Raw genomic sequence first — 22151 nt, forward strand, 5'->3', positions numbered from 1 at the left:
ATATTTTAGCGAAAATAGAGATGAGGTGAACGATAACATGTGCGGACGATTTACGATAACGGTTACGATCGAGGAGCTTCTTCTGCGGTACGGCATCGATGCGGCTTCCAGCCTGTTCCACGAGCCGAGATACAATATCGCTCCCGGGCAGCCGGTGCCGGCGGTGATTAGCGACGGAATACGCAACCGGATCGGCCCCCTGATGTGGGGGCTCGTCCCGGAATGGCTCGGCGAAGCTTCGAAAGGGCCGCCCTTGTTCAATGCGCGGGGGGAGACGGTCGCGGAGAAGCCGGCTTTCCGGACGGCTTTTCGGCAAAAGCGCTGTCTCGTCCCGGCAGACAGCTTCTACGAATGGAAGAAAAGCAGCGATGGCAAACGCAAGCAGCCGATGCGCATTCTGCTCAAGGACGGCTCGCTCTTCTCGATGGCCGGCTTGTATGAATCGTGGACAACGCCGGACGGACGCAAAATATCCACCTGCACCGTCATTACGACTACTCCGAACGAGCTGATGGCCGATATTCACGACCGGATGCCGGTTATTTTGCGCAACCGGGACGATGAACGGAAATGGCTGGACAAAAGCCAAAAAGCCGAGCAGCTAATGATGCTGCTTCAGCCTTATCCTACCGAAGAGATGCAGGCCTATCCCGTCTCCAGTACAGTTGGCAACGTTCGAAACGATACGGAGGCATGCATATTGCGGGTACCGGAGCTTTTACCTCCCCTATAGCCCTTCTGGCTTGCCGCTGTTCAACGGTCGCGCCAGTTCCACAACCGCACCTCGCCGACGTGGAAATCGCGAATCCACGACTCCTCGCGCAGCTTCAACAGCTCCTTGACCGGGCCGGTGACGACGGCCCCGTATAGCTGGACGCCATTCTCTTCGACATAACCGACCGCTGCGTCAATGTCGGTGAAAGGGGCCGTTTTACGGGCAATCGACCGGTACTCTTGCAGCAAACGAAGCGTCTTGAGAAAGTTTTCGTTGCGCAACGCCCCGCTTCCGTAAGCGGCTACCGACGGGTACGACCCTCCGCTCGACACGATTTTGCCGAACAGGCCCGACCGTTTTTCTTCGTAATGCTCGATCTTGAGATCGTCCGGATGCCACATCGGCCGATACGGAAATCCGACGGGAAACGCCACTGCACCGCCGTAACTCCGGTACGATTCCGGACCGGTATTGACGGCAAACCAGACGGGCAGCAGGTTCGCGGGCTCGAATCGGGCGAGCAGCTCGTCCGTAGCGAACAGCCGGTCGAATGAAAGGTACGCTTCGGCGACGGTCCCTTCGGGAAGCTTCTCCAAAGTTTTCCATCCCGTCTGATCCTGCTCTTCTTTCCGGCGCTCCACCCCCTCGTGAGCATCCGCAGAAAGATTGTAACCCGGATGGCGGAACGTATAGAAACCCGTATTCCCTTCTTCGAGACGCGTCTCCTGAGGAACCGAAGCGCCCCCTAACAGAAACTTCATGGAGAAATCGCCGACGGCATAGTCCTTGTCTCCCACCTGCTTGTTCATTTTGCCGGATAAATTCAGCGTAAGCATGTTACTCTGGCTGTTCACATTAAGCGATACGTTAGGCCGGGAGACGGCAACCGTCGAAACGACAATGTCCCGGTACATCGTCCTGCGTTCCGGATTGCCGCTGTCGTAATACAGGGAGGTCAGAACGGAACCGACGATCATGACGATAATCAGCAGAGCCAGCACATTCCACGTAGTGACGATGCGAGCCCTCCACTTGCCCTTGCGTAAAATACGCTTCTCGTCGATTGGCGTTTCCGGCTCGGCAGGGTATCCGGCCCGCTGCGATTCGGGCAGGGCGGCTGCCTGCTTTCGGTCCCCTCCCATCGCGTCCTCCAAATACGTCTGATACGCCTCCATTTTATCCATTTCCCGCTCGACTTCTTCCCTTTCGCTCTCCGGCAAAGTGCCGTCCGCATACTGCTTCAACTTGCGCCTGAATTCCTCGCTCATCGTTCCACGTCCTTTCGTTCGGCCTCGCGCAGCCGCTGCCTGGCCCGGAACAGCAGCACCTTGAAGTGGGACAGGCTGACGCCCATCCGTTCAGCCGCCTCCTGGTATGACAGCCCGCGAAAATCGTACAGCAGCAGCGCGTCCCTCTGTTTGTCCGGAAGCTGTGCGATAGCCCTTCCCAGCTCGTGCCGACGCTCATCCCGCAGCGCCGCCTTCTCCGGCGTATCGGAATGGCCGCGGTTCCGGAAATAGTCCGGTCCCTGCACGCTGCTGCGGCTCTCCTTGCGTCTGTAGTCCACAAACGCATTGTAGGCGACGCGGAACAGCCATGGCTTGATCTTCTCTTCCCGGCAGTCCTCCAAATATAAATAAGCGCGGTAGAACGTCTCTTGCATCAGATCTTCCGCCGCATGATGGTCGTAACAGAGGGAGAGCAGATAACGGTAAACATCCTTCATATAATGCCGGTATAATTCATCCAGATGATTTGGCTTCATCCCCTCCCTCCCAATCGAACTACGTACGGATAAACGAAAAGTTACAGACGCAGCTAAAATGTTCAAGTATCGTACACCGTTACTTTTCCTATCATGCAAAAGACCGCCTCGCGGCGGCCTTGCCTCATCGTTATCCAGCTCTTCCTTGCTTTTACATCATCCGAACTCCGAGATACCGTTATTTTTTCCCCATCGCCTTGACGATTTCCTCGATACCGTCGATTTTGGCGAGCGCCATCGGGCCGGGCAGCGAAGGATCGGCCAGCTCGTACACCTGATTGGCGCGAACCGCCTTCAGGCTGTTCCATACTTTGTTGTCCTTGAGCGCTTCCTTGACCCCTCCTTGGACGGGAGTTTGCCAGTTGTTGATAATGAACAGATGGTCCGGATCGAGCGCGGCCAAGCTCTCCAGCGACAATTGCCCCGTTGTTTTGCTGCCTTCCACAGGCTTCAGACCCAACCCTTTGTAGAACGGATCGAACCGCCCGTCATTCCATGTCGTGAACTGCTCCTTGCCGCTATACATGGCGAACAGCACCGGTTCGTCCTTGCGAAAGGCCAGCTTTTCTTTGTACTCCGCGGATTTGCGGTCAAATTCGGCCAGCACGGCCTTCGCCTTTTCCTCCTTGCCGATCGTTTCGGCCAGCTGCAGCAGCGTCTCGCGCCAGTCTCCGGCTTGCGGGAAGACGACTGTGGGGGCGATCTGCGATAGCCTGTCGTACTGCTCCTTCATATCGTCCGCGGCGATAATAAGGTCGGGCTGAACGGCCAACAATTTCTCCAGATCAACCTGCATGCCCAGATCGGCGATCGTCTTGCCGGTCAAACGCTTGCTCAGGCTCGGAAAATTGCGCTGAATCGTGGATACGCCCTGCGCAGCCATAGGATATTCGTCCAGCACCGCCAAATAGTCGACGAAGGCGATATAGGGCGTAGCGATCTTAAGCGGTTTGGCCGGAATAGCCGTTTTCCCCGCCAGATGCGTCACCGTTCGCGGAAAAGCCGTCGCCTTCTGCTGGCCCGGATCGGCTGTGCCCTGCGCGTTGGAGACAGGAGGCGTCGTTCCGTTCTGATGATTTGCCGTACCTGCATCGGAGCAGGCTGTCGTCCAGACGATCGCTGTCAAGACGAGGAGGAGCCCTGCTTGTTTGACCATGTCGTTTCGATTCCCCTTCTTGATATAAATGAGATTGATTATCAACGAGAATTATCATACGGCAGCGGTATGCCCCCATGCGACCAGTTGGCGGAATCGGCTGCTGGTTGGACGGATAAAATTGCCGGAACAACAAAAAATCGCTCCTGCGAGCGATTCGAATCGTTGCAATATAGATTGTTGCAGCAGTCAGGGGCGGAACTGGCCGGGATTGAAGCCATATTTGTCCCGGAACGCCTCGGCGAAATAGCTGGCGTTCGCATAACCGACCGCACAGGCGATTTCGTTCACATTCATCTGTCCCTGCTGGAGCAGCAGGAACGCCTTTTCCAGCCTTTTGTCACGCAAATAGCCGAAGACGGTCGTTCCATACACGGCCTTGAACCCGACCTTCAGCTTGTAATCGTTAAGTCCGATCAGACGGGATAAACCGATCAACGACGGCGGATCGGTCATGCGCTCCATCATCATGTCGCGAGCCTGGCGTATTTTATCTACGTCGCTTCGCGACAAATTCGGATGCGCGGGCGGATCTTCGGCTAAAAACGAGCGGAAAGCCATAGAAAGAAGCTCGAGCACGCAGCATTCCGTCTCGATATTGCGCATCCCGGGCGTTTGCGACGCTTGCAGCAGCCGCTCCACGATGACGCCCGCAGCCGGACTGATCGCTTCCCGGAATAGCCGAAACGCGCTGCGCCCTAATATCCGCGAAAAATCGGCGGAACCCGCTTCACCGTCTTTGCCCAGAAATCGTTGAAACGCGGACACCGGAATGCCGATTCCGAGCATGTGCCATGGCTCGTTTTCCTTAAACCAGAACCGCGCTTCCCCGGGCTTCATAAATTGCAGCGTGCAGTCGCCCCGCGCATATTCGTACGTCGAACCGCCGACCTGCAATTCCCGAGAGCCTTGCAGGCAGTAATTAAGCTCGACCATCGGTACATCGGTCTCTAATGGCATCCCGAAGCGGCGGGAGAATGTCACATTGGCAATCGCGACACTCATATCGTCACGCGGCACCAGTCGCAGCATGTAGCCGTTCCCCAGCTGCGGGCGCAGCCGCACGAAGCCGTTCGTCTCCGAGCTCGATCCGGAAACGCCAAGATTGTCAAAAAACTGGTTAAAATTTTCATGAATTCCGCCGCCGTTCATCATCCTGCCCCCGGTCGATACTTTCTGGTTACTGACAGAAAGTGATAATCATTCTCATTATATCGAAACCGGGTTCATTTGACTATCCCTATTCGGTCAAGCAGGCAGACCCCACTTCTCGGTCGTTAACCAGTTTCGTCCAGCCGCTTGAATTCGTAGCCCTGCTGACGCGCATAGTCGATGATGGCTCCCATCGCCCCCGCGTTGTCGGAGGAAATCGCGTGCAGCAGCAACACCGCTCCCGGGTGAAGCTGGCTTGTCACTTTATCGTAGGCGTGTTTCCAACCGTTCTGCTTCTTCACATCCCAGTCGACGTACGCCACCGACCAGAATACGTTCGTGTACCCAAGGTTACGGCTAACTGCCAGCGTGCGTTCGCTGAATATACCGCGAGGCGGGCGCAAATAAAGCATCTCCTTCTGCCCCGTGACCACTTCGACGCGTTCCTTCACCTGTGACAGTTCTTTGGTGATCCGCTCATCGGAAATTTGCGTCATATCCGGATGGCTCCACGAATGGTTACCGATCAGATGGCCTTCATCGGCCATTCGCTTCAACAGCTCCGGCTGGCTTTCGATATAGTGGCCCGTCACGAAAAAGACCGCCGGCACCCGCTTTTCCTTCAGCACGTCCAAAATTCGCGCCGTATAGCCGTTCTCGTAGCCGTTGTCGAACGTCAAATAAAGCACCTTGCGCGAGTCGTCCTTGCGGAAAATGGCGCCATACTGGTCGATGACGGGCTTGAACCCTTCCTCGTCGATCGTAGCGGGACTGCCGTTCCTGCTTTTTTTGAAGCCAAAATGATAAGGCCGGTCGTCGGACGCGAATACGGCCGTCGTTCCGAACGCGCTCAACAGCGCGCATACCGTCGCGATGCGCAATAGTTTCGCCAGCGCTGCCATCGATCTTCTCCCACCCTTTTTTCGGTTTTTGTCGCAGCCCTTTAAACCGGTCTGCACCCATTTTTCTTCCCTAGTATGGCGAGATGCTTTCTTTTCTACTCCTGCAAACATTTTCCTTGTTTTTCAAACGTCCCGGAGGAGAACAATAAGCGTACTTTTTATGCCAAAGGATGACAGCCTACCATGAACATGAAACGAATCGGCCTGTGTATGACCGCATTGGTTCTGCTGTTGGCAGCGCCGCAGCCAATCGGGGCGGAGAACGGTCCGGAAGCTGTCCGGGTCCGCAGAGCGGCGATCGTCATTGACGATTTTGGCAACAATATGAAGGGAACGGAAGAAATGCTGAAGGTGCCGTTTACGCTTACGGTAGCCGTCATGCCGTTCCTGCCTTCAACGAAGAAGGATGCAGAGGAAGCTCATCGCAACGGACACGACGTAATCGTCCATCTGCCGATGGAACCGCTAAAGGGCAACAAAAGCTGGCTGGGACCGGGAGCGATTACGTGCGATTTGTCCGACGAGGAAATCCGCAAACGGGTCGGAGCGGCGATTGACGAGGTGCCTTACGCCATCGGGCTTAACAACCATATGGGGTCGAAGGCGACAGTAGACGAGCGGGTCATGCGGATCGTGCTGGAAGTTTGCAAAGAGCGGCAAATGCTGTTTCTGGACAGCCATACGAACTACCGGAGCATTGTGGGGAAACTGGCGCGGGAAATCGGCGTACCTTGTTTGGAAAACCATATTTTTCTGGACGATATCAAGACGAAGCTGCACGTATTGAATCAGGTCAAGCAGCTGCAAAAACATTTGTCCGAGCACGATACTTGCATCGCGATCGGTCATGTCGGGGGCGGCGGCAAAAATACGGCAGAGGTCGTCGCTCAGCTGCCGCGTACGCTCACCGGCGTGGAGCTTGTCGGCATCTCGAAGCTCGCCGCGGAAGTCCGTTAATCATGTCTAACCACATGGGAGGTACGAAGCGCGTGAAGCAGCTTCCGTACCTCCTCTTTGCCGTACGCAGCAGCACCCGGCGCGGCAAATCGTACAACTATTCCGCAGCTTGGGTCAGCTTCTAATAACGCTCTTGTTCGATCAGAACGGGATGCTCTCCACGCCGGTTACAAGCTTGAAGATCCCTCTGGCTAGGCGTCGGACGGTTGAGCTTCTTGCGATTGCCCCGTCTTCTTGGACGACACCTTCCATTCCGCCGTCTCCTGCTGAAGCCGCCAAAGCCGCGCGTACAGCCCGTTCAGAGCCAGCAGCTCGTCGTGACGGCCCTGCTCCTCCACCCGGCCTTCGTTCAACACGATAATCCGCTCGGCGCTGCGGATCGTTTTCAACCGATGGGCGATTACGATGACCGTGCGACCTTGAATCAGTTCGTCGATGGCGCGCTGAATGTCCAGCTCGTTCTCCGGATCGAGCGAAGCGGTCGCTTCGTCGAGCAGCACGATTGGGGCGTTCTTCAGCATGGCCCGGGCGATGCTGATCCGCTGCTTCTCGCCCCCGGACAGCGTGCTCCCGCCTTCGCCGACAGGCGTATCGTAACCTTGCGGCAGCCTCATGATAAAGTCGTGGCAGCGCGCCGCTTTCGCCGCAGCTTCGATCTCCTCGCGCGTAGCGTCTGCTTTACCGAAGCGGATGTTGTTCTCGATCGTATCCTGGAACAAATAGACGTCTTGGAACACCATGGACACTTTGCGCAGCAGCGCCTCGGGCTCCAGCCCGCGCACGTCTGTCCCGCCCAGCAGCACCTGGCCGCCTTCCGCGTCGTAGAAACGCGCGGCGAGCCGCAGCACCGTGCTCTTGCCGCTTCCCGACGGGCCGACCAGCGCGGTCAAGGAGCCTGCCGGCATACGGATGCTGACATCGTGCAGCACAGGCCGCCCGGCGTAACCGAACGTCACGTTCCGCAGCTCCACGTCGTGCCCTCCGGACGGAATGCCTTCCCCGGACATGACCGGCTCTTGCAGCAGCCGGACGATCCGTTCTCCGGCTTGCTCGTGGTAACGGAACTCGGCATAGTTGACCAGAGCCGTCGTCAGCGGATCGAACACGCGGGTACCGATAAGCAGGAACACGACCAGCGTGATGACGTCAAGCGTACCGCCAAGCAGCAGATTGATTCCGACGATGATTATAATCGTCAACCCCGACCGGATCAGCGCCACGGCGCTCAGCACGATCGGTCCCATCAGCCCCTCGATGCGGATGCTTCGCCTCATCAATTCCTTGAAAGCCTGCTCCAGACGGACGAAGCGGGTACCGGTCAAATGGTACGCTTTAATGACGCGGATGCCGTTCAAATACTCCTGCAGCCGATTCGCGGCGTCGATCTTGGCGCGCATATGGCGCTCCCCCAGCTTGCGCTGAATGCCCGATGTGGCGAGTACAATGGCGATCGCCGCCGGAAAGGCGACAAACATGGCTACCGCCATCCGCCAGTCGAGGAAGACAAGTCCGGCAAAAGCGAGGAAAGGCAGCAGCAGCGCGCCGATCATTTGCGGGAACAAATGGGAGATACCATGCTCCACCATCGTAAAATCGCCCATCATCATATTGGCCAGATCGCCGGGATCGCGCTTGTTGAGAAAACCGAGCGGCAGCTTGCGTAAATGCTCCGCCAAATGCGCTCTCCCTTCCGCCGCCGTGCCGTAAGCGCCGCGAAACTGCGAACGGTAGGCGGGAATTTCGCACATATAGACGACCGCCATCGCCGCAATCAGTCCGCCGCACAGCCACCACAGGCCAGTCGTGTTTAGCGCTGCCCCGGGATGAACGAAAGGCTCGAAGATCAACCTCGCCGCGGCGACAAGCAGGGCGAAGGGCAAAATGCCGGCGAGATTGGAGACGATCGTATACAGCACCGGCTTTATGAGCTTGCGCGGCTTGCCGGCGGTAATGTTGCTCATCATGTTCATCATGCTCATACTCGCACCCCTCCTGTCCCCAGCTTCCATTGCCCCGCGTCGGCGTAAGCGTTCCACATCCGCGCATACAGCCCGTTCTCCCGAAGCAGACCGTCGTGGGTACCCTGCTCGCGCAGGCGTCCTTCTTCCAGGACGACGATCCGGTCCGCGTCGCGGATGGACGACAACCGGTGCGCGATGATGATAACCGTTTTGCGGCTCATCAGCGCTTTGAGCGCCTGCTGCATTTCGTGCTCGTTCTCCGGATCGGCGAAGGCGGTCGCTTCGTCCAGCACCAGTATCGGGGCGTTTTTCAAAATCGCCCGCGCTACGGCAATGCGCTGCTCTTCGCCGCCGGACAAGTACACGCCGCCTTCGCCGATAAGCGTATCATACCCTTGCGGCAGATTGAGGATAAAATCGTGGCAGCGTGCCGCTTTCGCCGCAGCGTACACGTCCTCCGGAACAGCGTCGGGACAGCCGACCGAAATATTGTTGTACAGCGTATCGTAGAAGAGGAACGTATCCTGAAACACGAAAGCGACAGTGCGCATCAGCTCCGCGGACGGGATGTCGCGCACGTCTACGCCGCCGATGCGGATTTGCCCGCTATCTACGTCCCAGAAGCGCGGAACCAAGTTGGCAATCGTCGACTTGCCGGAGCCGGACGGACCCACCAGTGCGGTTACGGTCCCTTGCAAGGCCGTAAACGTTACCGAAGACAGCGCCTCCCGGCGCGCAGCCATGTCAGCTTGACCGTAAGCGAACGATACGTTCTCGAACGCCACGTCGTAACGGCTCGGCAGCTTGGGCTGCTGCGGCTCGGGGATCGGCTGTTCGGCAAAGATCCGGTCGAACCGGGCGACGCCCTCGTTAATATCCCGGAGCGCGGAGGACAAAAACAAAATTTTGAACATCGGCGCCGACACGCCCGGAGCCATCACCAGAAAAAACAGCAGCTTAGCGGAGAAAGCCGTGCTTCCCGGATTCCGGTCTAGCAGAAACACCCCGACGGGAAGCACGAACGCCGCAAACGAGCCGATAAGCACCTTGAACAGCAAATATCCATTCTGGAACCGGTCCGTATGCTGAACGCAGTAATCGCGGTAAGCGATCATATCGGCGTGAAATTTGCGGAACGAGCGCACCGTCTGTCCGAACACCTTCACGGCAGGCATGCCCCTCACGTATTGCACGGCCGAGCCGCTCATCCGTTCCAGCGAATCGTGATACCGCTGCATGTTGCGCTTCGCCTCCTCGCCGCTCATTAATGCGGCCTGTACAGCAAAGCCGGCGATGATCGGTACGAGACAGGCGAGCCCCATCCATACGTTCAAATAAAGCATGACGGAAATCATGACAACCGTCGTCACCGCCACATGAACCAAGTCCGGCAGCTGGTGGGCGACGAACGTCTCCACCTTCTCGACGTTTTGCTCCAGCGTTTTCTTGATCGCCCCCGTGGACGTGCCGTTCAGCCAGCCGAGCGGTAGTCCGCCGATATGCTCGGAAAGCTTGACGCGCAGTCCGTACAAAATACGAAAAGCGGCCGCATGCGAAGCCATCCCGCCCGCATACAAGGCAACAAAGCCGCCGAGAAGCCCGAGCAGGGCGATGACGCCCGAGCGGATCATCAGCCCTTTGTCAGCCGAGGCCGGATCGGTCGCATGCTCGAGCAGCTCCTTCAGGACGACATATACTGCCGCATAAGGAACGAGCATGCAGACCGCGCTGACTGACGACAAGACGCAGGCGACGATAAGCAGCCCTTTTTTCTCTCCCGCTATTTCCAAAAGCCGGGCGAAGCCGGATTTGGGTTTCCGTCTATGATTCAAATCGTATCCCTCCTCAAGTGTCTCCTTGAGAAAGGTTATCACCATTTGGACGCGTTTGTCCCCCCGCAGACGGATAAAAACTGCGGTTGTACGGATTTTTTAACATCGAACTTTGCCAAACAAAGAAAAAAAGCCGTTCGGGGGAAGAACGACTTCATCTTACAGGGTGAGGAAGCTATGAGTTTACGAGAGCTTCATGGAAGTGCAGCTACGCAGAAGGCGGCGCCTTTCGACGGCCTGCGATCAAGCGATTGTGCCGCTTCCCCCGCTTCGGACCAGTCCGGCTGCTTGTCTTCTCGCGGCAATCGCCTCCGCGATCGCCGGCCCGTGCAGCCGGCCGTCGTCGATAAACACCGTATTCGTAATGCCTGCCGTCACCACGCCCGCTACATAGACGCCCGGCGCGTCCGTCTCGTAGGTGAACGGGTCGAACCTCGGTGACTTCGTCTCCTCGTCGATGCCGATGTCCAGCCGCCGCAGGAGAGCGATATCCGGCTGGTAGCCGATCAGCGAGAATACGAAATCGTTCGGCACTTCCACCTCGCCCTCCTCCGTAAGGAGACGCACATAGTCCTCCTCAATGCGAAGCACGTGCGATTGGGGATAGAAACGAATGCGCTGCTTCTCGATCATATTGCGGATATCGAGCATCAAGGTCGGCTTGATGCCCTTCAATACCGTATCGCCGCGATGAACGAGCGTTACGTCCGCACCGTTGCGATACAGATCGATCGCGGCCTCGACGGCGGAATTTTTGCCCCCGACGACCAGCACCCGCATGCCTGCATACGAATGGCCCTCGGTATAGTAGTGGCGCACCTTGGGCAATTGCTCCCCGGGCGCTTCGATGAGCCGCGGCTGATCGTACGTCCCGGTGGCGATGACGACTTCGTCCGCCTCGAACGATACGTCCCGGCCATGCTGGTCGGCCGCCCGCACCTCAAAGCCGCCACCCGTACGGACGACGTCCGTTACCCGGTGAAACGTGCGGATAGCAATTCCGAGTCTCGCCGTCAGCAAGCGGTAATACCGCATCACTTCGTTGCGGGTCGGGCGCTCCTCCTCGGACAGAAACGGCACCCCGCCGATTTCCAGCCGGTCGCTTGTACTGTACAGCCGCATATTCGCCGGAAACGCCGCAATCGAGTTGACGATGCCGCCTTTCTCCAGCACGAGGCATGCGATGCCCCGTTCCTGCAGCGATGCCGCAACGGAAAGGCCGCAAGGCCCTCCGCCTATTACGATGACTTGTCCCATGCTGTTCGTGCCGCCTTATCAATGGATTGGACACGGCCGATTGCCGGCCTGTGCCACGTTCACATTATAATGTAGCACTTGCCGTCGCAACTGTAAAGGCGGAGCCCTGCGGGAAACAAGGGAATCGCTCTGGAAACCGGCTGCAAATCGGGCTTGACTCCGTACTCCTCCAATCGGTGCGCTACCGCTTCGCTTTCCCGGCGATATCCTTGGCAAGCTGCTCCAGCAGCGCTTTTTTGCCGAGTGCGGTGAACGCTTCGTTGTAATTTTGGACGGTGGTCAGCTTGTAGACGTTGCCCGCCTTGACCGCCTTGAGACCGCTCCACACCTTGCTCTGCTGAAGCACATTCTGCTCGCTGTCGGCCATCAGCACGATATGATCCGGATCGAGCTCCGACAGTCCCTCGAGACTCGTCACCTTGCCGCCCCATTTGTCCGGCTCCGGCGTCCCCGGCGCCTTCGGCAGCTTCAGATCGCCGAAGACCATGCCAGCTACGCCCGTCGTCGCATAAATGCGGATTTCCTTGGCCGTCGCCTCGATCACGGCGAAATTGCCGTTATGCGTCGCGGCGGCGAGCGTTTTCCCGAGCTCCGACGCCCGTTCATCGTACTGTTTCAGCCAAGCTTCCATCTCCGGCTTCTTGCCGAGCGTATCCGCCACGAAAGCGAACCGCTCGCGGAAGGCGTTAAAATCGTAAGGCACCATGACCGTCGGTGCGATTTTGGACAGCTGCTCGTAGAGCTTTTCCTGACGCGGTCCGGCCAAAATCAGGTCGGGATTGGCGGAGACGAGCTGCTCGATGTTGACTTCGGAGGCGTACCAGCCTGTGTTGATCGTGCCCGCCGGCAGCTTCTGCTTCAAAATCGGCGTGAACGCGGAGGCGTTGGCCATATCCGTGTTGCCGCTGGCGATCGGCGTGAAGCCGAGCGTCAGCAGCTCCTCCGTGGAGCCGGAAATATCGGCGATCCGCTGCGGTTTCACCGGGATCCGCACCTCGCCTTGCGCAACTTTGATGGTGCGGAACTCCGGCTCGCTCGCCACAGCCTTCGAGCCGACGGATGCACTCGCATCGCCGCCGACCCGGTCCGTCTCCCCGCAGCCGAACAGCAGCAGCGGCACGAGCGCGGCGCCAAGCCAAACAAGCGTCTTTCTGATCAATCGGTTCATTGAAAATCGGGACCTCCCATGATGATAATAATTCTCAACAAGACAATCCCGATTATACGCATGAGAAGACCGGACCACTACCGGGGCGCGGAGAAAATGACGGTTGTGCGGATTTTTTCTGAAAAGAGAATTCCCCTTACCGGTTATCCCGCCGTATATCCGACGGGCGAATGCCGAACTGCTTCCGGAACGTTTCAGCAAAATGGCTGAAATTCGCATAGCCGACCATGACCGAAGCCTGGCTGACGCTGATCTCCCCCGTTTGCAGCAGACTCCACGCTTTCTCCAACCGTCTGTCCCGCAGGTAGGCGAATACACTTTTGCCATACTGTTCCTTGAAGCCGATCTTGAGCTTGTAATCGTTCAGGCCGACGAGACGTGACAGCTCGAGCAGCGAAGGGGGGGCTTCCATCCGGCCGAGCAGCAGCTCCTCCGCCTCCCTCACCTTCTCGCGGTCGCTGCGGGACAAACCCGATGCCGGAGAACCGCTCGGCCCCTCTCCGAACAGAAACGTCTCGATGCTGCCGGCGAGCAGTTCCAGCGCTTTTCCCTCCAAATACATATGGCGCATGACCGACATATAGGAGCAGTCCAGCATTTGCAAAATCAGTCTTGACGAGCGCGAATCTATGCTCTTGCGGAACATCCGGAACGGCCGCTCGCCCAGCAAGCCGGCGAACGTCGCCCCCGCGCTCGCTCTCCTAGTTGGTCCCGCCCCGCCGCCGCTCATGTACGCCTCGAATAGCGCCACCGGTACACCAATCGCTACCGTGCGGATCGGCTGCTCCGACGGATAGCGGAACGTCGCCTCGAACCCTTGCATCAGATGTAGAGAGCAGTTGCCGGGCAGCAGCTCGTGCGTCTCCCCCGACACGTCTACCTCTCCTCCGCCTTGCATGCAAAAGCTCAGCTCGACCATGGCTTCGTCGGAGCGGAACCGGCACAGCCGCTCGGCTTGAAAGCAATGATCGCTCAAGACAATCTCGATGCCGGATGGCGTCACGAGACGACTTACCGCTCCCGCTCCAGCCGAGGACGGCACCTCCAGCCGTTCCCCCGCATTGTCCGACGGAACGCGCGAAAGCAATAAGGAATCGAAATAACGGTTATAGATTTGATGAAACGAAGTGGACATCCGGCATACAGCCTCCTGCACAAGATCGATAATGATAATTATTATCACTATAACACAAAAAGAGCGCCCGGTCCCCATCTGTCTGGCGCCCGGACGCTCCTCTTTTAGCGACAAGCCTTTTGTAGCATGCCTACCTGTTCAATGCTTTTTCGCGCGTGACTATGTAGCAATGGGGCTTTTACAGGCCTCCTAGCCCTCGGTAAACGGCCTCATCTTCTTGATCGCCCAGCGAAATACGAGCTCCGAGCGACCGAAAGGTGCCGATCAGATCACCGTAGCCCCGTTCCAGATGCTCGACCCCGGTAATCCGCGTGCGGCCTTCGGCAGCTAATCCGGCCAAGACGAGGCACATGCCGGCCCGCACATCGGTCGCATGCACCCAATCGCCCGTTAGCGGGCGGCCTCCCCGAATAAAGGCGCTCTCTTTGCGCTGCTCGATGTCCGCGCCGAGTCGCCGCAGTTGACCCACGTGGTTGAACCGGTGTGGGAACACTTTGTCCGTCACGATGCTTTTGCCCCTGGCCATCAGCAGGAGCGCCGTCATCGGCTGCTGCAGGTCGGTGGCGAAGCCCGGATACATGGCTGCCCGGATGCGCGTCGCCCGGATGGTGCCACTCCCGTCGGCCGTTATATAGCCGTCCCCCACCTCGATCCCGAGTCCGACTTCACGCAGCTTCGCCACGCATGAGCCGAGATGCTCGGGAATGACCTCGTTGACGGTCACCCGTCCGCCCGTTATGCCGGCAGCCATCAGATACGAGCCCGCTACCAGCCTGTCGGGTATGACCGTATGACGGCCGCCGTTCAGGTAAGGCACCCCTTCGATGCGAATATGATCCGTACCCGCCCCGTAAATACGTGCGCCCAGTTGGCTCAGCAGCGCGGCCGTATCGACCACCTCCGGATCGACCGAGGCATGGTACAGATTCGTGCGGCCCCGGGCGCGTACGGCGGCAAGCATCGCGTTGATTGTAGCTCCGCTCGTCACCATATCGAAGTAAATGTCCGCCCCGCGCAGCTCCGCCGCCTCGACGATATAGTGATCGTCATGCATCGTCGCCTTCGCACCCATCGCCTCGAACGCTTTAATATGCTGCTCGAACGGCCGCGACTTGAAATCGTCGCCGCCCGGATAGCCGAGCGTGACGCGACCGAACTTGGCGAGCAGCGCCCCGACGAAATAATACGAGGCGCGGTAAGCGGAAGCCTTGCCGGGGTCTAACGCCGCGCCGTGAATGTAGCGCGGGTCCAGCTCCATGTCGCCGTTGTCGAGCCTTCGCATCGCGAGGCCGATATGATCGGCGATACCGGCGATCGGCTTCAAATCCTCGATGTCGGGAACGCCCTCTAGCGTCACGACATCGTCGGCCAGACAGGCTGCGGCCAAAAGCGCGAGCGAGCTATTTTTCGAGCCGGGTATTGTAACGGAGCCGTACAGCGCTCCGGCATGTTCTACTTGAATATATCGCATATGGTCAGCCTCCGCTTCCGGTTAACTTAGTGCGTATCGAGCTCCAATATGTAGCCGCTGCCCCTTACGGCGCTGATGAGAAACGTATCCTTGCCGTATTTTTTGCGAACCCGGTACAGCAGAGCGTTCAATTCGTCCATGCTTACATCCGGTATTCCTTTCGGACCCAGAGCCCGGTCGTACCATACGGTTTGTTTAATGTCGTTAATCGCTACGAGCGTATTGGCATGCTTGTACAACAAGTGAATGAACAAATATTCCTTCTCGGACATCACGATCCGCTTGCCGCCGACGACGCATTCCCGTTTCTCCCATTGGATCGACAGCTCTCCCTGCGGCTCTTCCAGCTGCTGGGTGACGGAGAGCGGCTCCAGCTCCAGCGTCTGCTCGCCGAACAGGTAAGAGAAATGGATGACATTCATCCCTCTGGCCAGCTTGATCATATCGGACGTTTGCAGCGTATACGGCTTATGGGGCTCGGCGCGAACGCCGTTGATCTCCGTGCCGTGACGGCTTCCCAAATCGTACAGCACGGCGGCATCCCCTTCCTTGCGGATCAAAAGATGCTTTCGCGAAATAAACGCATTCGTAAACGAAAAATCAGGCAAAAACCCGGCGCTCATCCTGCCGATTACCGTCTCGGCGGCAGACAGATTTAAGCAAGTGCCGGGCCGGAAAGGATCGCCCCGGACGATATACAGACAAGCAAATGGTTCCAGAAGCCTTCCCTCCGCTCAATCGTGCAGTCGTGTTCACTCTTTATCATAACGCAAACGGGCAAGAAATAACATTACGCGTCACTGACGCTTCCCTCATAATCCGCTTATGGAACGGGGAAAAACCCGGAGCAGACCGCTGCCGGGTTATTGCTATTTGCATTGCAGTGACGGCCTTGGCTTGCCTTCATTCACGCCGTAGGCAGCTTCAGCCATTGATACGGAGTCTCAGCCGCCTTCAGGCCGTATTCGATAATCGTAATGATCGCCACCGTCTCGGCCGGGTCGACCGCGCCTTCTCCGGTTTGAAAGAAACGAATCAGGTTGCGGATAAACGCCTGAAAAAATTCCGATTCGATCTTGACCGTTCGCGCGTTGCCGGATCGGTAGTTGGCAATCATCCCAAAGGAAGCTCCATCGCCGAAATGATTGACCGTCGCCTGTCTGCCGTGGGCGAACCCGATGAGCAGCGCTGGCGATTCCGCCGTGCCGGTAAACATGACCTGCCGGACGTCCGTACCCATCAAAGCGACGATCGGCTCGATCTGATGAATCGAATAATTGGCGAATTTGCCCGGGCCGACGGATAAGATCGTCTCAATGCCGTCCCTGTCCATCGTTTCGTATTCAGCGGCAAACCGCAGCGCGGACGAAGAGTACATCGGCGTCCCTGACTGACGGGCGCGCTCAAACAACAGCAGGGCGGTCTCTCGGTCCGGCGCAAACGTTTTGTCGATATACACCGGCTTGCCCGATTGCAGCGGCAGCCGGGACAGCTCCTCGTGATACTCCGGAAAATCCGGCGATAGCACGATCAAGAAGTCGCTCTTGTCCACGACCGCTTCGATCGTCGGAAGCAGCTCGATGCCTTTGCGCTCGCACCACTGGGCATTCGTCAAACCGCCGGGCTTATCCGTCATGCCGTAAGCGTAAGCGACCCGCAGCTCCCCTCCCGAGGCGGCTTCAATCCAGGCTGGGTATTTCTCCGCATGCCATTCGTCGAGAAAATAGTCAATAAATCCGATTGTTTTCAAGGCATTCACCTCTTCTTCGTCCGATTTCGTTGTTTTATGATTTCGCAGCAATCCAACCCTCATTATAGCAGAATGGAATATTCTTTTCTAAAATAGTTATGAATTTCGGTGAAATTCTCCACAACTCCCCAATACGTTACACGCCAAAAAGCCCGAGCTCGCGCCAGGGCGATTCGGGCTTTTATGATCCGGTCAATTGCAATTTACAGGCTGTTGAACGTATCGGTCAATACCGGCACGATTTGCGATTTGCGCGAGACGACGCCTTTCAGCACAGCCTTGTTGTCGGCCAGCGTGACGTTGTACGCTTTCTCTACGGCATGTGCGGCGCTGCCGAGAGCAAGCGCAACCGAATCGTTATTCAGAATGTCGGTGACAACGAGCACGAACAGGTCCAACCCCTTGTCGGCGATAATCGTCGACAAAGCGGCTTCCAGCTCGACTTGGCGGCTTAGCACGTCGTTCGTATCGACGGCGTTCACTTGCGCGATCTCGACCTTGCGGCCGCCCATGGAGAACTCCTTGGAGTCGAGCGAGATCAGTTGGGCGATCGTCTTGTCGCTCAAGTCCGCGCCGGCTTTCAGCATGTCCAATCCGTACGCTTCCGCGCTCACGCCGGCGATCTCGGCCAGCTCGCGGGCGGCGGCAACGTCCTGCTCGGTGCAGGTAGGCGATTTGAAAAGAAGAGAATCGGAAATAATGGCGGAAAGCATCAGGCCGGCAATCGGCTTGGAAATGGCGATTCCGTTTTCCTTGTAAAGCTTATTCAAAATTGTAGCCGTACATCCGACCGGTTCGGCGCGGTAGTACAGCGGATGGCTTGTCTCGAAATTGGCGATCCGGTGGTGGTCGATGACTTCCAGCACGCGAACCTGATCGATGTCAGCGGCGCTTTGCTGGCGCTCGTTATGGTCGACCAAAATGACGTTTTTCGCTTCCCCTGCAACGGTTTCAACGAGGCGCGGCGCTTCTACGCCGAAAAAGTTCAGTGCGTATTGGGTTTCTCCGTTAATGTCGCCGAGACGAACGGCTTCCACGTCTTGTCCGAGTTTGCTCTTCAAGTCGGCATAAGCAATCGCCGAGCCGATCGTGTCGGTATCCGGGTTTTTGTGTCCGAAAATAAGTACTTTTTCCATCGTAGGGCTCCTCTATAATAGGATGTGGTCAAGCTACCCTTCATTATACCTTTAATTCCTATGCTTTTACAGAGGTTTTTTTGGCATACGTTGGGATTGCCCTTACTCCAGGAAATCTTTCAATCTCTTGCTGCGGCTCGGATGGCGGAGCTTGCGCAGCGCTTTCGCCTCGATCTGACGAATCCGCTCGCGGGTAACCCCGAATACTTGACCCACTTCCTCCAGCGTGCGCGTACGTCCGTCGTCAAGGCCGAAGCGCAGACGGAGCACGTTCTCCTCCCTCTCGGTCAGCGTATCGAGAACGTCCTCGAGCTGTTCCTTGAGCAATTCGAATGCCGCGGCATCGGCCGGAGCGGTCGCGTCCTGATCCTCAATAAAATCGCCGAGGTTGGAATCGTTCTCTTCGCCGATCGGCGTCTCGAGGGAAATCGGATCTTGCGCTACCTTCATAATTTCCCGTACTTTCTCGTGGCTGATATCCATTTCTTTGGCGATTTCTTCAGGCGTCGGCTCGCGACCCAGCTCCTGAAGCAGCTGACGGGAAATCCGGATCAGCTTGTTGATCGTTTCGACCATATGTACCGGCACGCGGATCGTTCTGGCTTGGTCCGCGATCGCCCGCGTAATGGCCTGCCGTATCCACCAGGTCGCATAGGTGCTAAATTTGAAGCCTTTGGAATAATCGAATTTCTCGACCGCCTTGATCAAGCCCATATTGCCTTCCTGAATCAGATCCAAAAACAGCATGCCTCTGCCGACATACCGTCTGGCGATGCTGACAACAAGCCGCAAATTCGCTTCCGCGAGCTGCCGCTTTGCATCTTCGTCCCCTTCGTTAATCCGTTTGGCAAGCTCCACCTCGGCCTCGCCGGAGAGCAGCTGCACACGGCCGATTTCCTTCAAATACATGCGGACCGGGTCGTTGATGCCAATACCCGGCGGCAGCGACAGATCGTGCTCCGCAGTGAAGTCGTTGCGGTCCTCGTCGTGCCCGATGGACTCCCTGTTGTTTTTGTCTAGCGATAGCATATTCTCAGATCCCGAACGTTCGTCGTTCGCCATAATCCGGCTCCATCCTCCTTGGAAAGTAGAACGTAATGTACAAGCGGGTCCATCGATTCTTATGATTGACAAAACCACAAGATTATGGTAGTGTATTTTTGATTGAGTGTAAAAAACGGTTTAAATTCTATCCGGCATTATATCATGATTATTTACAACTTTCAATACAATTATATACGACTTGTAAACAATTAAACGTATTCCCCTGATCGTCCAGGCGGAATACGTTTTGTTTTATAGGGCCCCCGTCCCGGAAAACCGCTCAGGGACAAGGCTTCGGCGCCATTGCATGATCTGGCGAAGCCGCGCATATAGTGGAAACAGTCATGCCGATTGATGCACCACAACACCATGCCGAAGGAGGATAAGCGCATGCCTGCCATTTTATTGGGAGCGATCAAAATAACCGGGGCTAACGGCAACGTTACGTTCGGCGATGTCCTGCAAATATCGCCGAACAGCTCGTCGAAAACGTATACCGGCTCGGGCGGGGGCAACACCGGCGATTTCTCGCAAGCTATCTCGCTGCTCAGCTTTACGATCACCTCCGATCCGGACGTGATCGATTCGGTCTCCGCACTGAAAGGCTAATCAAACTCCGTCGAACGAAGACGCCAGACCTCATCTGTACCCGGTCTGGCGTTTGTTGTCCGGCCACGCATTTCTTGACGCTAGGCAAGGTTTTCCGCCTTCGAGATCGGGCAGAAGGAGCTCGGCCGGGGGCAATCGCTACTCAAAGTAACGGACATGAACCTCATGCATGCGCTCGTTGCCTTTCCGTTTCTTCATATGAAGCTGGAGCACGCCGTCCCGGTAAACGGCCTTGCAGCTGTCGGGAATAACAGGAGACGTCAAATGCACGGTCTGTCCTTCCTCGTCCGCACCCTCCAGCACAAGCCGGTTGGCGGAAAGCGCCGGTCTGATGTTGCGGGCTTGCTCCTTATCGGGAATATAAACCTTGATGATCACATTATTGTGCGTCTCGAACACCTCTGTTCGGAATTGTCTGGCCAGCACACTGGCTTCGACCCCGCCCGGGAACGCCTTGGTCATGACGTCCTTGACCACGTTTCCGACCCAGGACGCATCCTGCTTCACGCCTGTCGGCGTCAGCGGAAAGGTGCCGCCGAAAAACTGTTCGAAGCTTTTCCAGTCGAAGTTGGCGAAAAAATCTTTTCTCGGATCGTCCACGATAATCCCACCCCTCACCCTTCTATGCACCAGTATATGTCGCGGACGATAGCGCAATTCCACGCCAGCGCTTCCGATCGGCAGCTTCCGTTAGAACCGAAATATCATACCCGAATGGCCCTATACATACAATGACAGTACGACATGCGACAAGGATGTGACCGGATGCCCGCCATCGTCGGTAGCATAAAAATAGTGAACGTGGGTCCGAGCTCCATCGTACATATCGGCGATTCCATCCAGCTTGCTCCGCAAAGCGCCTCAAAGACGTTTGCCGGAGCGGGCTCCTTCAACACAGGAGATTCCGTGCAGAATTACAATGCGGTCAGCAGCACCGTCACATACGATTCCGATATCGCCGATGCGAATGCGGTATCGGCCAACGGGGTAGGTGTCCTTTAGCGATGAACCTGATCGTTCACCAAAGCATCGTCATTCACCAGTTGAAGGTCGATTCCGTCGCCAACTCCTCTGTCCTGCAGATCGGCAGCGCCGGCATGATCAAAGGGCTGTCTAATTTGTACAATACAGGCGGCTTTACCGGCCCCGCCCCTTCCGCGCTCGCCACAGTCGGCGCAGAAACGCTCGTTCCGCTTCCTTCCCCTACGTGAAAGACTAGGGTGCCGGGCGTACCGCAGAAGCCGCCGATATGTTCGCCAGAAAGGAGAAACGAGCAATGAACGAGCTGCCGCCGCCTTCCTACTTCCAGGAGCTGGGCGCCTGCTTGCAATGGCAAGCGCAGATGCTGCAGCAATTGGAAAGCAAGGTCGCGCAGCTGGAAAGCAAGGTCACGCAGCTGGAAAGCAAAGTCGCGCAGATGCAGCAGCAGTTGGATGCGCTCGGCAAGCAGCGGACGATGAACGTCGAGAAAATCGAATACAAATTTGACCAGCTGAAGATTGAAAAACTGGACGGTACGCTCCATATCGGCATTTCCCCCGAGCTCGGGCAATCAATTGAGGATTTTACGGCAAACGGCAGTCCGCTGCAATTTCCGATGACATCCAAGCAGCCGGATACCCGCTCTCGCATCCGCGATCGCATCGACCGGTTTCTGAACGAAGAGTGCCGGCAGCTGATCCGGGAACGGGAAGGGCATTATCGGCTCGTGCTCGGCAGCGACTACGTGGAGGTTATGATTCAGGATATGGCCGGCCAGATCGACCAGCGAATTTCTCATTATATGCAATCCGTTCCAGAGGGCACTCCCTCTCAAGGAATCCCGTCTTACCCGCACTCTGCCAGGGAAGATCTGATTGTGGAGAAAATCAAAGCGGATATTACGGTTGCGATTGACCGGCATCTGCAGACGCACAAAAAAGGAGATGACGCATGATGAATATGCAAGTGGAAAACCGGCAGCTGTCGGTGGGGCTGATCCGGATCATTGGCGTTGCCAGCTCCTCGGTCGTCCTGATCGGCGACACGAAGGAAATCACCTTGTCTTCCATTTTCGATACCCCGCCCGAATCGCTGATTATCGGTCCGCTCGTCCCGCTGGCTGCGGAGCGATGAATGCAAGCTGCTCACACTTCGACAAA

22 protein-coding genes and 2 pseudogenes are annotated in these 22151 nt (G+C 57.0%); 8 read left to right on the top strand and 16 right to left on the bottom strand.

Annotated elements, in window-relative coordinates:
- Positions 1-37 precede the first annotated feature (37 nt).
- A complete protein-coding gene (locus tag ABD796_RS11455) occupies positions 38-733 on the top strand; it encodes an SOS response-associated peptidase (RefSeq protein ID WP_344907634.1) in 696 nt (231 codons plus the stop codon).
- A 20-nt stretch (positions 734-753) separates the two neighbouring features.
- On the opposite strand, the gene ABD796_RS11460 is transcribed toward ABD796_RS11455, so the two are convergent.
- The 5 genes from ABD796_RS11460 to pdaA all read right to left on the bottom strand — a co-directional run bounded on the left by ABD796_RS11460 (position 754) and on the right by pdaA (position 5690).
- Positions 754-1983 carry an anti-sigma factor gene (locus tag ABD796_RS11460; protein ID WP_344907637.1) on the bottom strand — a complete coding sequence of 410 codons (1230 nt, stop codon included), beginning with the start codon at positions 1981-1983 and terminating at the stop codon, positions 754-756.
- Positions 1980-2480, bottom strand: coding sequence for a sigma-70 family RNA polymerase sigma factor (locus ABD796_RS11465; RefSeq protein ID WP_344907639.1), 501 nt, complete (start codon positions 2478-2480; stop codon positions 1980-1982). Before ABD796_RS11465 ends, ABD796_RS11460 begins: the two co-directional genes overlap by 4 nt.
- Before the next feature lie 178 nt (positions 2481-2658).
- Positions 2659-3636, bottom strand: coding sequence for an ABC transporter substrate-binding protein (locus ABD796_RS11470; protein ID WP_344907642.1), 978 nt, complete (start codon positions 3634-3636; stop codon positions 2659-2661).
- Between the two features lie 189 nt (positions 3637-3825).
- Positions 3826-4788, bottom strand: coding sequence for a helix-turn-helix domain-containing protein (locus ABD796_RS11475; protein ID WP_344907645.1), 963 nt, complete (start codon positions 4786-4788; stop codon positions 3826-3828).
- Positions 4789-4913: 125 nt separating this feature from the next.
- Positions 4914-5690, bottom strand: a complete 777-nt coding sequence (pdaA, locus tag ABD796_RS11480; protein ID WP_344907648.1) for a delta-lactam-biosynthetic de-N-acetylase — start codon at positions 5688-5690, stop codon at positions 4914-4916.
- Positions 5691-5873: 183 nt separating this feature from the next.
- Between pdaA and ABD796_RS11485 the strand changes: the two genes are divergently transcribed.
- Positions 5874-6647, top strand: a complete 774-nt coding sequence (locus ABD796_RS11485; RefSeq protein WP_344907650.1) for a divergent polysaccharide deacetylase family protein — start codon at positions 5874-5876, stop codon at positions 6645-6647.
- 2 nt (positions 6648-6649) lie between these two features.
- The gene (locus ABD796_RS11490; protein WP_344907652.1) at positions 6650-6772 is read left to right on the top strand and encodes a hypothetical protein; all 123 of its coding nucleotides are present in this window, start codon (positions 6650-6652) and stop codon (positions 6770-6772) included.
- A gap of 66 nt (positions 6773-6838) precedes the next feature.
- Here the strand turns inward: ABD796_RS11490 and ABD796_RS11495 are convergent, their stop codons facing one another.
- The 10 genes and pseudogenes from ABD796_RS11495 to rpoD form a co-directional block, all read right to left on the bottom strand.
- On the bottom strand, positions 6839-8617 hold the full coding sequence (locus ABD796_RS11495) for an ABC transporter ATP-binding protein (protein ID WP_344908931.1): 1779 nt from the start codon (positions 8615-8617) through the stop codon (positions 6839-6841).
- Between the two features lie 26 nt (positions 8618-8643).
- Positions 8644-10485 (bottom strand): annotated as a pseudogene (locus ABD796_RS11500) (ABC transporter ATP-binding protein); the annotation flags it as partial.
- 198 nt (positions 10486-10683) lie between these two features.
- Positions 10684-11697 carry a YpdA family putative bacillithiol disulfide reductase gene (locus ABD796_RS11505; RefSeq protein WP_344907655.1) on the bottom strand — a complete coding sequence of 338 codons (1014 nt, stop codon included), beginning with the start codon at positions 11695-11697 and terminating at the stop codon, positions 10684-10686.
- A gap of 181 nt (positions 11698-11878) precedes the next feature.
- Positions 11879-12865, bottom strand: coding sequence for an ABC transporter substrate-binding protein (locus ABD796_RS11510; protein ID WP_344907658.1), 987 nt, complete (start codon positions 12863-12865; stop codon positions 11879-11881).
- A gap of 136 nt (positions 12866-13001) precedes the next feature.
- On the bottom strand, positions 13002-14000 hold the full coding sequence (locus tag ABD796_RS11515) for a helix-turn-helix transcriptional regulator (RefSeq protein WP_344907660.1): 999 nt from the start codon (positions 13998-14000) through the stop codon (positions 13002-13004).
- Between the two features lie 178 nt (positions 14001-14178).
- A complete protein-coding gene (gene murA / locus ABD796_RS11520) occupies positions 14179-15471 on the bottom strand; it encodes a UDP-N-acetylglucosamine 1-carboxyvinyltransferase (protein WP_344907663.1) in 1293 nt (430 codons plus the stop codon).
- Between the two features lie 26 nt (positions 15472-15497).
- Positions 15498-16190, bottom strand: coding sequence for an FHA domain-containing protein (locus ABD796_RS11525; protein ID WP_344908932.1), 693 nt, complete (start codon positions 16188-16190; stop codon positions 15498-15500).
- 188 nt (positions 16191-16378) lie between these two features.
- Positions 16379-17221 carry a Gfo/Idh/MocA family oxidoreductase gene (locus tag ABD796_RS11530; protein ID WP_344907666.1) on the bottom strand — a complete coding sequence of 281 codons (843 nt, stop codon included), beginning with the start codon at positions 17219-17221 and terminating at the stop codon, positions 16379-16381.
- 203 nt (positions 17222-17424) lie between these two features.
- Positions 17425-18357 (bottom strand): manganese-dependent inorganic pyrophosphatase, encoded by a 933-nt coding sequence (locus ABD796_RS11535; RefSeq protein WP_344907669.1) that lies wholly within the window; start codon positions 18355-18357, stop codon positions 17425-17427.
- A gap of 102 nt (positions 18358-18459) precedes the next feature.
- A pseudogene (rpoD, locus tag ABD796_RS11540) lies at positions 18460-19362 on the bottom strand (RNA polymerase sigma factor RpoD); the annotation flags it as partial.
- Between the two features lie 429 nt (positions 19363-19791).
- On the opposite strand from rpoD, the gene ABD796_RS11545 reads away from it, so the two are divergent.
- On the top strand, positions 19792-20010 hold the full coding sequence (locus ABD796_RS11545; RefSeq protein WP_344907672.1) for a spore germination protein: 219 nt from the start codon (positions 19792-19794) through the stop codon (positions 20008-20010).
- 138 nt (positions 20011-20148) lie between these two features.
- Here the strand turns inward: ABD796_RS11545 and ABD796_RS11550 are convergent, their stop codons facing one another.
- Positions 20149-20610 carry an Hsp20/alpha crystallin family protein gene (locus ABD796_RS11550; protein WP_344907674.1) on the bottom strand — a complete coding sequence of 154 codons (462 nt, stop codon included), beginning with the start codon at positions 20608-20610 and terminating at the stop codon, positions 20149-20151.
- A 165-nt stretch (positions 20611-20775) separates the two neighbouring features.
- Between ABD796_RS11550 and ABD796_RS11555 the strand changes: the two genes are divergently transcribed.
- The 4 genes from ABD796_RS11555 (at position 20776) to ABD796_RS11570 (ending at position 22125) form a co-directional block, all read left to right on the top strand.
- Entirely contained in the window at positions 20776-21012 is a 237-nt protein-coding gene (locus tag ABD796_RS11555; RefSeq protein WP_344907677.1) for a spore germination protein, read from the top strand.
- Between the two features lie 2 nt (positions 21013-21014).
- Positions 21015-21221 (top strand): spore germination protein GerPB, encoded by a 207-nt coding sequence (locus tag ABD796_RS11560; protein WP_344907680.1) that lies wholly within the window; start codon positions 21015-21017, stop codon positions 21219-21221.
- A 65-nt stretch (positions 21222-21286) separates the two neighbouring features.
- Entirely contained in the window at positions 21287-21946 is a 660-nt protein-coding gene (gene gerPC / locus ABD796_RS11565) for a spore germination protein GerPC (protein WP_344907683.1), read from the top strand.
- On the top strand, positions 21946-22125 hold the full coding sequence (locus ABD796_RS11570) for a spore gernimation protein GerPD (RefSeq protein WP_344908934.1): 180 nt from the start codon (positions 21946-21948) through the stop codon (positions 22123-22125). The genes gerPC and ABD796_RS11570 overlap by 1 nt, the downstream gene beginning before the upstream one ends.
- Positions 22126-22151 lie beyond the last annotated feature (26 nt).

It is taken from the genome of Paenibacillus hodogayensis, from assembly GCF_039536325.1.
In the GTDB taxonomy this organism is placed as follows: domain Bacteria; phylum Bacillota; class Bacilli; order Paenibacillales; family NBRC-103111; genus Paenibacillus_AB; species Paenibacillus_AB hodogayensis.